The organism is Agromyces sp. PvR057 (assembly GCF_040547485.1).
In the GTDB taxonomy this organism is placed as follows: domain Bacteria; phylum Actinomycetota; class Actinomycetes; order Actinomycetales; family Microbacteriaceae; genus Agromyces.
The window spans coordinates 1181021-1193860 of record NZ_JBEPPT010000001.1; the positions used below are offsets into that span (position 1 = coordinate 1181021).

Consider the following 12840-nt stretch of genomic DNA (forward strand, 5'->3'; position numbering starts at 1 on the left):
CGGATCCTGCGTGGTCTGGCCGATCGTCGCCGAACTCGCGCGCGGCGATCGTCCGCGCACTTCTGCCGAGACTCGAGCGAAAGTTGAGCTTGGAACAACCGGGTATTGTCCGGACCGTTGACATCGATCGGACCGCCGCAATAGTCTCGTGGTGGTAGATATGTCGTCTGAGGCAACATATGGCGCAGGCGGCGAACGGTCCAGCTCGGAGAAACGGTCCACTCGAAGAGGAGAACGACCTATGAAGCACCATGTCCAACGTGCGATCACCGGCCTCTGCGCCGTCGGCGTCACGCTCGGCCTCGGCATCGCGGCTGCCCCCGCGAACGCCGCAGACAACGAGTACCAGGTGCTCGTCGTCGGGGAGACCCTCGGCTTCCGTCACTCTCACATCGACGACACGACCCGCGCGATCATCGAGCTCGGAGAGGCGCACGGGTTCGGCGTCGACGTCTGGGATCCGCCCCAGGGCAGCTCGCCCGGCCAGCCGGCGCTCACACTCGCGAGCTCGCCGTTCACCACCGCGGCCGACCTGTCGAAGTACGCGACGATCATCTTCGCCTCGCCGGTCGACGGCACGAACAATCTCGACCCCAACCGCCCGCGCCTGCTCGATGACGCCGAGCTCGCAGCCTTCCAGGGATACATCCGCGGTGGCGGCGGCTACGTCGGACTTCACGCCGCGACGGACTCGATGCACACGGTGCCGTGGTACAGCGAGCTCACCGGCGGCAGCGCACGCTTCCGCAACCATCCCGCCCAGCAGACGGCCACCATGCGCGTCGAGAGCCCGGGGCATCCGTCGACGAGCATGCTGCCCGCCGCGTGGGTGCGGTTCGACGAGTGGTACAACTTCACGACGAATCCGCGTGACGACGTGCACGTGCTCATCACCCTCGACGAGTCGACGTACAACCCGGGCGGTGGCGCGATGGGTGCAGACCACCCGCTCGCGTGGTGCCAGAACTTCGAGGGCGGTCGCTCCTGGTACGAGGGCGCCGGACACACGGATGCCTCCTGGACCGACCCGCTCTTCCTCAGCCACGTGCTGGGCGGCATCGAGTGGACGGCGGGCGAGGTGACCGGTGGCGGCGACTGCGTGACCTTCGGCGAGGTCGGCGGGATCCTGACGGGCCTCGCCGGCGAGTCGAAGAAGAACCAGAAGCTCGCCGGCGACGTCGCGGCGTACCTCGAGACCGCTGAAGCCGCGGCCGGCGCCGGCGATCACGAGCGTGCGACCCACGTGCTGAAGCAGGCCCGGGGCAAGGCGAACGGCATCCAGGACGCTGTGCTCGTCGCGAAGATCGCCGACCTCATCGAGTGGCAGGAGGCGCTCGCGTCCTGACGCGCGCAGCGGCAGTGAATCAACGGGACGGGCTCCGCCGCGACGGCGGGGCCCGTCCTGTGGCGCATGTCGCGGGCCGGCAGGCGGGCGGGCCGGCAGGCGGGCGGGCAGGCGGGCGGAGGCACCCGGTCCGGCGGCCGCATGCGGCCGAGTCCGAGCGCTGACACGTCCTGCCGTGGCATGTCAGCGCCGTGAAAGCCCCGTGTGAGCGCCGGCGCGCACCATGGTCGACATGACCACATTCACTTCACACGACACCACCGCCGGGCGCGGCTGGGCCGTCGAGGCCGAGGGCCTCGTGAAGACCTTCGGATCCAATCGCGCCGTCGACGGCGTGGACCTCCGCGTCGCGACCGGCACCGTCTACGGCGTGCTCGGCCCCAACGGCGCCGGCAAGACCACCACGATCTCCATGCTCGCGACCCTGCTGCGACCCGACGGCGGCACCGCCCGCATCTTCGGCCACGACGTGCAGCGCGAGTCGCAGGTCGTGCGCCAGCTCATCGGCGTCACCGGGCAGTACGCCTCGGTCGACGAGACGCTCTCGGCGAACGAGAACCTCTACCTGTTCTCACGCCTGCACGGCCTGAGCGGAGCGGCGTCGCGGCGCAAGTCGGCCGAGCTCCTCGAGGAGTTCGGGCTGACGGAGGCCGCCAAGCGACCGCTCAAGAACTTCTCGGGCGGCATGCGCCGACGCCTCGACCTCGCCGCGAGCCTCATCGCGCAGCCGCCGCTCATCTTCCTGGACGAGCCGACCACGGGCCTGGACCCGCGCACCCGCATCCAGATGTGGGAGACCATCCGCCGACTCGTGTCGTCGGGTTCGACGGTCCTGCTCACCACGCAGTACCTCGACGAGGCCGACCAGCTCGCCGACCGCATCGCGGTCATCGACCGCGGCCGGGTCGTCGCCGAGGGCACCGCGAACGAGCTGAAGGCGTCGGTCGGGGAGTCGACCCTCGAACTGCGCCTCGCGAGCGTCTCCGACACCGACGACGTCCGCGTCGCGATCCAGCGCGTGCTCGGCGTCGCGGCGTCCGTCTCGCCGGAGGCCGGTCGCATCACCGCACCCATGAACAACCCCGACCTCGTCACCGAGCTGCTCGTGACGCTCCGCGACGAGGGCATCCGCCTCGCCGAGATGAGCGTGCAGAAGCCCACGCTCGACGAGGTGTTCCTCACGCTCACCGGTCACGGCGTCGAATCCGACGACGAGGCCGAGTCCGCAGCATCCGCAGAGCTCGAAGGGAGCCGCGCATGACCACCACCACGCTTTCCCCGAAGGCGACCACCGAGTCGCCGATCGTCCCTGGTGCGCAACGCACCCTGAGGAACCGGGTCTCGATCCCCGAGACCGTCTCGCACACGTTCACGATGGCCTATCGAGGCCTCCTGAAGATCAAGCGCACCCCGGAGCAGCTGTTCGACGTGACGCTGCAGCCGATCATCTTCACCGTGATGTTCGTCTACATCTTCGGCGGTGCGATCTCCGGCGACATCCAGAGCTACCTGCCCATCATCATCCCGGGGATCCTCGTGCAGACCGTCATCACCGGCTCCATCGTGACGGGCGTGCAGCTGCGGGAGGACATGGACAAGGGCGTGTTCGACCGGTTCCGCTCGCTGCCCATCGCCCGCATCGCGCCGCTCTCCGGCGCGTTGCTCGCCGACACCCTCCGCTACGCGATCGCCACCACGATCACCCTCGCCATGGGCTTCCTGATGGGCTTCCAGCCCGGCGGCGGTGCCGGCGGCGTCGTGGTCGCGGCGCTGCTCGTGATCGCCTGCGCCTGGGGCCTCAGCTGGATCTTCGCCTTCTTCGGCGTGATCGCGCGCACGGCGTCGAGCGTGCAGGGCATCTCGATGCTCGTGCTGTTCCCGCTGACCTTCCTGTCCGGCGCCTTCGCTCCGACCGACACCATGCCGGACTGGCTGCAGACCGTCGTCGCCTACAACCCGGTCACGCACCTGGTGAACGCCGCACGCGAACTCATGAACACCGGCGTCTTCGGCGCCGATGCGTGGCTCACGCTGCTCGGCGCGGCCGTCATCGTCGCGGTGTTCGCCCCGCTCACCGTGAAGGCGTACATGCGCAAGGCGTGACCCGAGCGCCGGCCGCGGTCGGCGCCGTCACATTCCAGGAACGGGCTCCGCGATCAGCGCGCGAGCCCGTTCCGTGCGTTCGGCGTTCGACAGCACGGATGCCGCGGCGCGCGCGGCGGCGAGGCGCTCGGCGCCCGCGTGGTCGGCGATGACCGCGGCGATGTTCTCGAGGCGCAAGGCGGGAAGGTCCTGCCGCGAGTGCAGCACCTCGGCGAGCGCGAACGTCTCGACCGCGCGCTCGGAGAGCGACGGATGCCGCACCGCCCACGCGCTCCACCCTGCGGCGACCGTGCCGAGCACCGGCCGGTCCGTGAAGACGTCGCCCCGAACGCGCAGCGCCGCGACCGTGCGCCGCCGCATCAGCTCGGCCCACTCGGCGACGACGGCCTCCGGCCAGCCGGACTCCACGCCGCCCGCCACGAGCGCGGCGAGCGCGATCTGGTACCACGGCGACGATCGCTGGCGCGCCTGCGTGAACTGCGCGAGCACCTTCGGCGCCCGCTGGAGCGCGAGCGTGGTCTCGCCCCGGAGCCGGGCGATCTCGACGAGCCCGAGCTGCGCGGTCATCGCCTGGGGGATCCCGTCGCTCGTGATGCGGTCGTCGGCGGCCTGGATCGCGAGCCGCTCCTCGGCGTCGTCGAGGCGGCCGGCCGAGATGAGGTGGCTCGTGACCATCCAGTCGATCTGGAGCAGGTCCTGGGTCGCCTCGAGCCGCACCATGCCCGCGCGTGCCTCGGTCGCCCACTCGAGGGCTTCGTCGGAGGCGCCGCGCTGCCCGGCGAGCTCGGCGAGCATGAGCGCGGACATCGCGGAGGCCCAGGCGTCGCCGACCTGCTCGGCGAGGCGGTGCGTTCGCAGGGCGTACTCGGCGGCCAGGCCGGGCTCGCCCTCGTTCTCGGTGAACTGCGACTGCAGGATGTTCGCGAGCAGGGCGGTCTCGGGGTCGTCGGACTCCGTCATCGACGCGATGAGGGTGCCGGCCAGTTCGAGGTCGGGCATCGCGAGGAGGAACTGCGTGATGGCGTCGATCCACGGCGCCCCCGGGAGTCCGAGCCTGGCGACCGCGCGCAGGCGGGCGAGGGCGCGCAGGCCGACGGGGGTGTCCGCGGCGAAGTTCGTGCCGGCGATGAGGATGAGGCCGAGCGTCGCCGCCTCGGCGTGCGCGGCATCCGGCCGGGTGCCCCTGGTCGCGTCGAGCACGGCATCGCTGAGGCCGAGGATCTCGGAGTGCGCGCTCCTGACGGTCCAGAAGTAGCCGAGCGCGGCGAAGACCGAGGTGATCGTCGGCGCATCGCGTCGCTGGATCGCCGAGCGCAGCACGGCCACGAGGTTGTCCTGCTCGATCGCGATCGCGGCGAAGGTGGGCAGCTGCTCCGGCCCCCGCACCCGACCGAGCGAACGCCGCGAGAACTCGGAGGCCCAGCCGGCCATCGCCGCGATGACCTCGGCGCGGTCGTCGGCGCCGAGCCGCAGCTGCCCGAACTCGCGCACGGTCTCGAGCATGCGGAACCGCGGTTGGCCGAGCGCGTCCTCGGCGACGGCGAGCAGCGACTGGGCGATGAGCCCGTCGAGCACCCAGACGGCGTCGGCGGTGCCGAGCACGGCGTCCGCGGCATCCGCGCCGAACCCGTCGACGAACCAGGAGAGCCTCGGCAGCGCGGCCTGCTCGGCGGGCGTCAGCAGGGCCCAGCTCCACTCGATGACCGCGGCGAGCGTGCGCTGGCGTTCCGGCGCCGAGCGGTCGCCGCTCGCGAGCAGCGTGAACCGGTCGGCGAGCCGCGACTCGATCTGCTCGACGCTCATCGACCGCACCCGGGCCGCGGCGAGCTCGATCGCGAGCGGCAGCCCGTCGAGGCGATCGCAGAGGCGCTGGACGACGTCGAGGGGGAGGGACGCCGCGGGGCGGGCCGACCTCGCACGCTCGAGGAACAGGCGGGCCGCCGGGCCGGGCTCGGAGTCCGATCCGTCGCCGGCGAGCGTGGCGAGGGTCGCGAGCGGGTACACCTGCTCCGCGCCGATCGCGAGCGGGCTGCGGCTGGTCGCGAGCACCCGCAGGGTCGGCACGGCGGCCAGGAGCTCGGCGGTCCAGGTGGCGACGCCCTCGACGATCTGCTCGCAGTTGTCGAGCACGAGGAGCGTGGGCCGTTCGGCGAGCTGTTCGATGATGCGCGTGCGCGCGTCGCGACGCCCGACCGCCGTCTCGGCGAGCCGCTGGGCGGTACTGGCCTCGCGGATGCCGAGCGCGGAGCCGAGCGCGAGGGCCACGTCGTCGTCGGTGCGCACGCTCGCCAGCTCGACGACCACGACGGCGGGTGCCTCGGATCGCAGCGCGAGCTCCTGGGCGAGGCGGGTCTTGCCGAGGCCGCCAGGCCCGAGGATCGTCACGAGCCGGTGTGCGGCCATGGCGTGCTCGACCGCCTCGAGGTCGTCGTCGCGGCCGATGAGCGCGTTCGGCGCCGCGCGCACGCCCACCCTGCGGCGCGTGCCCGACGCTCCGGGGGGTGCGGGCTCGTCGCGCAGCAACTCGGCGTTCAGCGCGACGAGCCCGGCCGACGGCGAGACGCCGAGCTCCTCGCCGAGGCGTTCGCGGAACGCGGCGAACGCCGCGAGGGCGTCGACACGTCGTCCGGATGCCGCGAGCTCGCGCAGGTGCGCCTCGACGAGCTGCTCGTTGAGCGGGTGCAGCGCGAGCAGCACGTCGAGGTCGGCCGCGGCGCCCGCGTGGTCGCCGAGGTCGGCGCGCAGGCGCGCGCGGCGCTCGAGCAACGCGGATCGCGCCGCGGACGCCCGCTCGGAGAGCGCCTCGGCGATCGGCGCATCGCCGAGGTCGGACCCGGGGTCGCCGCGCCAGAGGGCGAGGGCGTGATCGAGCGCGGCGAGGTCGGATTCGGCGTCCGTCGACGACTGCGCGGCGAGCGCGAGGTCGAGCTGCGACGCATCGACCCCGAGCGCGTAGCCGCCGGGAACCGAGCGCAGCACGCCGTCGGCGGCGACCGTTCGCAGCCGGCTGACGAGCGTCTGCAGCGCGGCCTTCGCGTTGCGCGGCGGTGCGTCGCCCCAGATCTCGTCGACGATCGCCTCGACCCCGACCCCGCCGCCGGCGGCCCGCGGAAGTACCGCGAGCACGGCGATCAGCGCCTTCGCGAGCGCGCCGGGAGGCTCGACCCGGCTGCCGTCGGGGCCCTCGACCGAGATCGGGCCCAGCACGCGCACGCGGGGGGACTCGCCGGGGTCGGTGTGCACGGCACGAGCCTACCGGCGAGGTTCCGGGGCTGGAGCGCGGCGCGGTCGCCTGTCTAAGCTGGGCTCGGGGGGATGACATGCGCGCACCTGTGGGGACACTGCTCGGACTGACCGGAATCCTGCTGCTCGCCGGATGCGTCGGGCCGCCCGGCGGCCAGGGCGGGGGCGACGGCTCCAGTGGCTCCGGCGATGGGGCGGGCGCCGGCGGCCGAGAGCAGGTCTCGTGCGCGGAGGCGTCGAGCGTGACGCTCGACGGCGAGCGCGTGGCGTACGAGATCGTCGGCGACTGCGCCGAGGTCATCGTGCGCGGCAACGGCCTCGACGTGCGCATGGGGGCGACCACCGCGCTCAGCATCGATGGTCGTGCGAACGAGGTCGATTCGGGCTCCGGTGTGGGCGCCGTCACGATCAAGGGCGACGACAACGACGTCGAGGCGACCACCATCGCGTCGATCGTGATCGCGGGCAACGACAACGACCTCGAGGCCGAGACCGTCGGATCGGTCGAGATCAAGGGCGACGACAACGGCGTCGAAGCCGGCAACGACCCGCAACCGGTACGCGTGACGGGCGACGGCAACATGGTCGAGCGCCACTGACGTCGAGCTCGTCGACGCCGAACCGTCCGAAAGTCGCACGCGTCGCCGCGGCCGAACTGCGAGACTCGGGGTATGACGAACGCCGCCGAGCACGAGCCAGCACACGAACGATCGACCGGGCGCCGCGTCATCCGGATCCTGCTCGCGGTGCTGACTGTGCTCGTGCTGATCGTCGTCGGCTTCCTCGTGTGGGCGAACACGGTCATGCAGGGCGAACGGCCTGCGGCCCTCGAGGCGTGGACGGACGACCGGGTGAGCATCGAGTCCTTCGACGACTCGGTCGTGATGACCCCCGTCGACGCGGCATCCGATCGCGGCCTCGTGTTCATTCCCGGGGCGAAGGTCGACCCGTACGCCTACCTGGCGAAGCTCGTCGACGCCGCCGCCGAGACCGGCACGACCGTCGTCATCACGAAGCCCACGCTGAACCTCGCCTTCTTCGACCAGCGCCCGCTCGACACCTTCACGAGCCACGCGCCCGACGTCGACGAGTGGTACATCGGCGGGCATTCGCTCGGCGGGGTGCGTGCGTGCATGATGGCGGCCGACGGCGAGGAGGTCGCCGGCCTCGTGTTCTTCGGCTCGTACTGCGCGAACGACGTGAGCGGCACCGACCTCGCCGTGCTCAGCATCTCGGGCAGCGAAGACGGGCTCAGCACGCCCGACAAGATCGAGGGCGCCGCGCACCTGGTTCCGGCCGACACGACCTACGTCGAGATCGAGGGCGCGAACCACGCGAGCTTCGGCAACTACGGCGTGCAGCCGGGCGACGGCGTCGCGACGATTCCCGACGGCGACGTGCGGGCGGCGATCACCGATGCCCTCGTGGCGTTCTGGGGCGATTCGGGCGCGTCGGGGGAGTAGCGCGAGCGGATGCCGCGGCATCCGATCGCTTCTGAGCAACTCTGGTTGACAATCCCTGATAAGCAACATAGGTTGCTTCCATGACCCCGCCTACGCCGATCGGCCAGAGCCCGGACCCCACCGGCGCCGAGTCCGACGATCTCGCCGCCGTCGTCGCACTGCGCGATCTCGCCGACCGCCTCGAGGACGCCGCCGTCGAGCGCGCCATGCGCGCAGGCTGGAGCTGGGCCCAGGTCGCCGAGGCCCTCGGCGTCACCCGCCAGGCCGTGCACAAGAAGCACCACCGGCGACTGGAGACCGCGGGGCTCGAACTGAGGAGGCGCAATGCCTGAGCACCTGCCCGACGGTCTCGCCCCGACCCTGAAGTCGGTCGTGGTCGGCTCGATCGACGAGGCCGCATCGCGAGGCGCGGCCAAGGTCGAATCCGAGCACCTGCTCCTGTCCATCGCGGCGAGCGGCGACATCGCGGCGGACTCGTTGGCCGAGGTCGGGCTCGACTACGAGGGAATCGAGTCGGCGCTGCGCGTCGAACGGGAGCACGCGCTGCGGGCTGCGGGCATCGAGCCGGTCGCCGAGCAGCGGCTGCTCGCGACACGCGACTCCCGTCCCGGCTGGGGCGCCTCGATCCGCGACGCGCTGCGACGCGCGAACTTCAGAGCTCACCGGGGCCGATCCCGCGACGAGCGCGAGCGGCTCGCCGTCGCCGATGCGGCCGTCGGCGCGCTGCGCGCCGATCTCGGCACCGTTCCCAGGGCGATCGCCTACGCCGGCATCGACCGGACGGCGCTCATCGCGCGTCTCGAGGCACTCGGATGACTCCGTCCGCGACGAGCGGAGGGAGCGCCCCGCCGGCCATCGCCGTCGAGGGGTTGTGCATGGACTACGGCACGCAGGAGGTGCTCCGCGATGTGACCTTCGAGATGCGCACCGGCGAGGTGCTGGCACTCCTCGGTCCGAACGGCGCAGGCAAGACGAGCACGATCGAGATCCTCGAGGGATTGCGGATCCGATCGGCCGGGCGCGTCGACGTGCTCGGCGTCGACCCGGCGCTGGCCGATGAACGGTGGCGTGCACGCGTCGGCATCGTGCTGCAGTCGTGGCGCGACCACGCCAAGTGGCGCGTGCGCGAGATCCTCGCGTATCAGGGTTCGCTCTACGCTCCGTATGCGACCGAGGAGGTCGCGCGGCCATGGGACGTCGACTCGCTCCTCGCCGCGGTCGGGCTCGCCGAGCACTCCGACCGGATGCTCAGATCGCTCTCCGGAGGCCAGCGCCGTCGCCTCGACGTCGCGATCGGTCTCGTCGGCCGTCCGGAACTCGTGTTCCTCGACGAGCCGACCGCGGGGCTCGACCCGCAGGCGCGCCGGGACTTCCACGACCTCGTGCGCCGCATCCGGGAGGAGTTCGACGCGACGATCCTGATGACGACGCACGACCTCGCCGAGGCCGACGAGCTCGCCGACCGCATCGTCATCCTCGCCGACGGGCGCATCGTGGCCGACGGCACCGCCGACGAACTGGCCCGGGAGATCGTCGGCGACGACGAGGTGCGCTGGAAGCTCGACGGGCGGCCCGTCGCGTGCCGGGTGCCGGACTCGACCGCGTTCGTGCGAGAGCTCCTGCAGGAGCACGAATCCGGCATCGCCGACCTCGAGGTCCGGCGTGCAACGCTCGAGGACACGTACCTCGCCATCGTGCGGTCGGCCGAGTCGACGACCGGGCCTGTGCGCGACCACGACCTCGCGGAGGCGAACCGGTGAGCATCACTGCCACCGGTGCGCGTGCCGGGCTGTCGCGCGGGCTGACCGAGCTCCGGCTCGCCTTCAGCGGCGCCGAGCTGGTCGGCCAGCTGCTCTGGCCCGTCGCGACGCTCGTCGCCGTGTTCCTCGTGCGCGACGTGCCGGTCGGCGACGGCTACACGCTCGACACGTTCATCCTGCCCGGCGCGCTCGGCATGTTCGTCGCGCTCGGCATGCTCCTGGTGGTGCAGCAGCTCGCCGCCGACCGCGAGGACGGCTCGCTCCTGCGAGCGAAGATCACTCCCGACGGCATCCCGGCGTACCTCGTCGGCAAGCTCGTGCAGATCTCGACGACCGTCCTCGCGTACCTCGCGATCGTGCTCCTGCCCGGGCTGTCCTTCGTGGATGGGCTCGACCTCGGCCGGCCGGGCTCCTGGCTGACGTTCGCGTGGGTGGTGCTGCTCGGGCTCGTCGCCACGCAGACCGTCGGCGCGGTGCTCGGATCGCTCGTCGCGAGCTCTCGCGGCGCGGGCTACGTCTCGTTGCCGATCCTCGGACTCATCGCGATCTCGGGCATCTTCGCCCCGATCACCGCGCTCCCCGCCTGGCTGGCGTGGATCGCCCAGGCGTTCCCGGTCTACTGGCTCGGCCTCGGCATGCGCTCGGCGCTCCTCCCGGACTCTGCGGCCGTCGTCGAGATCGGTGCATCGTGGCGAACCGTCGAGACGGCCCTCGTGCTCGGGGCATGGGCGATCGCCGGACTCATCGTCGCGCCTCTCGTGCTTCGCCGGATGGCGCGCAAGGAGTCGGGTTCGCGCGTCGCCGCGCGGCGCGAGCGGGCGCTGCAGCGGGTCGGTTGAGCATGCGACCGGCCGCGCGCTTCGAACAGCCGAATCCGCCGATGCGTGCGGTCGGGGCGATCAGCGCGGCGGATGCCGCGGCGGACGACGGATGCCCCGGGACCGCGCGGTTCCGGGGCATCCGAGGTTCAAGGCGACCAGCGCCTAGCGGACGGTCTTGCGCGCCGTGATCTGGCCCGTGTCGAAGCCGAGGAGGTGCAGTCCACCGTGGAAGCGGGCGTGCTCGACCTTGATGCAGCGGTCCATGACGACGGTGAGGCCCTGCTCCTCGCCGGAGTAGGCGGCATCCTGGTTCCAGATGCCGAGCTGCACCCAGATGGTCTTCGCGCCGACGGCGACGACATCGTCGATGACGCTCGGGATGTCGCTGCCGCGGCGGAACACCACGACGATGTCGGGCACCTCTGGCAGGTCCTTCAGGCTGGCGTACGCCGGCTGGCCGAGGATCTCGGTCTCCATCGGGTTGACGAAGTACAGGCGGTAGTCGCTCGACTGCTGCAGGTACGTGCCGACGAAGAAGCTCGAGCGCTGCGGCTTCGGCGAGGCGCCGACGATCGCGACCGACTTCGCGGCTCGGAGGATCGCGAGGCGCTGCTTGGCGTCGGGGCCGACCCAGGTGCGCTGCGACTTCAGCAGCTTCGCGAGCGGCGAGCTCGCGGGCAGGTCGCACGAGAGGCCGTTGACGAGGCGAACGGTCTCGAGGTCTTCGGATGCCGCGGCATCCGTCGTGGCGGTGGTGCTGTCGGTGTCGGTCACGGTGCTCATCGTGCTGCTCCAGTCGCGGCCGTCAGGGCCTGGTCGAGGTCGTCGATGATGTCTTCAACGTCTTCGATGCCCACGCTAATCCGCACGACGCCGGGAAGCACGCCCGCGTCGACGAGCTGCTGCTCGGTCAGCTGCGCGTGCGTGGTCGACGCCGGGTGGATGATGAGCGTCTTCGCGTCGCCGATGTTCGCGAGGTGCGACGCGAGGTTGACCGACTCGATGAGGGTCTGGCCGACGGCGCGACCGCCCTTGACCTCGAAGCTGAAGACGCTTCCGGCGCCCTTGGGCAGGTACTTCTGGGCCCGGTCGAAGTGCGGGTGGTTCGGCAGGCCGGCCCACCAGACGTTCTCGATGCGCGGGTCGGACTCGAGCCACTCGGCGACCGCGCGCGCATTGTCGATGTGGGCCTGGATGCGGTACGGCAGCGTCTCGACGCCCTGCGCGAGCAGGAAGGCGGAGTGCGGAGCGAGCGCGGGACCGATGTCGCGGAGCTGCTCGGCGCGCAGGCGCGTGAGGAACGCGTACTCGCCGAAGTTGCCCGACCACTCGAGTCCGCCGTAGCTCGGCACGGGCTGGCCGAACAGCGGGAACTTCTCGGAGTGCCAGTGGAACCGGCCGGACTCGACGACGACGCCGCCGAGGGTGGTGCCGTGCCCGCCGAGGAACTTCGTGGCCGAGTGCGTGACGATGTCGGCGCCCCACTCGATCGGGCGGTTCAGGTAGGGCGTCGCGATCGTCGAGTCGACGATGAAGGGGATGCCGTGGGCGTGTGCCACGTCGGCCAGCCCCTCGAGGTCGGCGATCTCGCCCGACGGGTTCGCGATGGTCTCGACGAAGAGCGCCCTGGTCTTGTCGGTGATCGCGGCTGCGTAGTCGGCGGGGTCGGAGGAGCGCACGAACGTCGTGTCGATGCCGAAGCGGCGGAGCGTGACATCCAGCTGGGTGATCGAGCCGCCGTAGAGGTTCGCCGAGGCGACGATGTGGTCGCCGGAGCCCGCGAGGCTCGCGAACGTGATGTACTGCGCCGCGAGGCCCGAGGCGGTGGCGACGGCGCCGAGGCCGCCTTCGAGGCTCGCGACCCGCTCCTCGAAGCTCGCGACCGTCGGGTTCGCGAGGCGCGAGTAGATGTTGCCGTACTTCTGCAGCGCGAAGCGCGCCGCGGCGTCCGCGGTGTCGTCGAAGACGAACGCACTCGACTGGTAGATCGGGAGGGCGCGTGCGCCCGTCACCTGGTCGGGGATGTTGCCCGCGTGGATGGCGCGGGTCTTGAAGCCGTATTCGCGGTCTGCCATACGGCAACGCTAGCCGCGCCGCACACGCCC

General features: G+C 71.5%; 12 protein-coding genes. 9 read left to right on the plus strand and 3 right to left on the minus strand.

The window, feature by feature from the left end; genetic code table 11:
- The first annotated feature begins 241 nt into the window (after positions 1–241).
- The 3 genes from ABIC29_RS05295 (at position 242) to ABIC29_RS05305 (ending at position 3448) form a co-directional block, all read left to right on the plus strand.
- Positions 242–1345: a ThuA domain-containing protein gene (locus ABIC29_RS05295; protein ID WP_116081157.1), complete on the plus strand. Its 1104-nt coding sequence runs from the start codon at positions 242–244 to the stop codon at positions 1343–1345.
- A gap of 232 nt (positions 1346–1577) precedes the next feature.
- Positions 1578–2606 carry an ATP-binding cassette domain-containing protein gene (locus ABIC29_RS05300; RefSeq protein ID WP_116081158.1) on the plus strand — a complete coding sequence of 343 codons (1029 nt, stop codon included), beginning with the start codon at positions 1578–1580 and terminating at the stop codon, positions 2604–2606.
- On the plus strand, positions 2603–3448 hold the full coding sequence (locus ABIC29_RS05305; RefSeq protein ID WP_354243349.1) for an ABC transporter permease: 846 nt from the start codon (positions 2603–2605) through the stop codon (positions 3446–3448). The genes ABIC29_RS05300 and ABIC29_RS05305 overlap by 4 nt, the downstream gene beginning before the upstream one ends.
- A 27-nt stretch (positions 3449–3475) precedes the next feature.
- Here ABIC29_RS05305 and ABIC29_RS05310 read toward each other — a convergent pair whose 3' ends face one another.
- Positions 3476–6691 (minus strand): ATP-binding protein, encoded by a 3216-nt coding sequence (locus ABIC29_RS05310; protein ID WP_354243352.1) that lies wholly within the window; start codon positions 6689–6691, stop codon positions 3476–3478.
- A 77-nt stretch (positions 6692–6768) separates the two neighbouring features.
- On the opposite strand from ABIC29_RS05310, the gene ABIC29_RS05315 reads away from it, so the two are divergent.
- From ABIC29_RS05315 to ABIC29_RS05340, 6 genes are all read left to right on the plus strand, one after another.
- Positions 6769–7290 carry a DUF3060 domain-containing protein gene (locus ABIC29_RS05315; RefSeq protein WP_354243355.1) on the plus strand — a complete coding sequence of 174 codons (522 nt, stop codon included), beginning with the start codon at positions 6769–6771 and terminating at the stop codon, positions 7288–7290.
- 72 nt (positions 7291–7362) lie between these two features.
- A complete protein-coding gene (locus tag ABIC29_RS05320) occupies positions 7363–8154 on the plus strand; it encodes an alpha/beta hydrolase (RefSeq protein ID WP_354243358.1) in 792 nt (263 codons plus the stop codon).
- An 80-nt stretch (positions 8155–8234) separates the two neighbouring features.
- Entirely contained in the window at positions 8235–8486 is a 252-nt protein-coding gene (locus ABIC29_RS05325) for a helix-turn-helix domain-containing protein (protein ID WP_116081163.1), read from the plus strand.
- The gene (locus ABIC29_RS05330) at positions 8479–8970 is read left to right on the plus strand and encodes a Clp protease N-terminal domain-containing protein (RefSeq protein WP_354243361.1); all 492 of its coding nucleotides are present in this window, start codon (positions 8479–8481) and stop codon (positions 8968–8970) included. Before ABIC29_RS05325 ends, ABIC29_RS05330 begins: the two co-directional genes overlap by 8 nt.
- Positions 8967–9914 (plus strand): ABC transporter ATP-binding protein, encoded by a 948-nt coding sequence (locus tag ABIC29_RS05335; RefSeq protein WP_354243364.1) that lies wholly within the window; start codon positions 8967–8969, stop codon positions 9912–9914. Before ABIC29_RS05330 ends, ABIC29_RS05335 begins: the two co-directional genes overlap by 4 nt.
- Entirely contained in the window at positions 9911–10753 is an 843-nt protein-coding gene (locus tag ABIC29_RS05340) for an ABC transporter permease (protein WP_354243367.1), read from the plus strand. Before ABIC29_RS05335 ends, ABIC29_RS05340 begins: the two co-directional genes overlap by 4 nt.
- A 144-nt stretch (positions 10754–10897) precedes the next feature.
- On the opposite strand, the gene ABIC29_RS05345 is transcribed toward ABIC29_RS05340, so the two are convergent.
- Both ABIC29_RS05345 and ABIC29_RS05350 read right to left on the minus strand, forming a co-directional pair.
- Positions 10898–11389: a CoA-binding protein gene (locus ABIC29_RS05345; protein ID WP_502915463.1), complete on the minus strand. Its 492-nt coding sequence runs from the start codon at positions 11387–11389 to the stop codon at positions 10898–10900.
- A 125-nt stretch (positions 11390–11514) separates the two neighbouring features.
- Positions 11515–12810 carry an O-acetylhomoserine aminocarboxypropyltransferase/cysteine synthase family protein gene (locus ABIC29_RS05350; RefSeq protein ID WP_354243370.1) on the minus strand — a complete coding sequence of 432 codons (1296 nt, stop codon included), beginning with the start codon at positions 12808–12810 and terminating at the stop codon, positions 11515–11517.
- Positions 12811–12840: the final 30 nt, after the last annotated feature.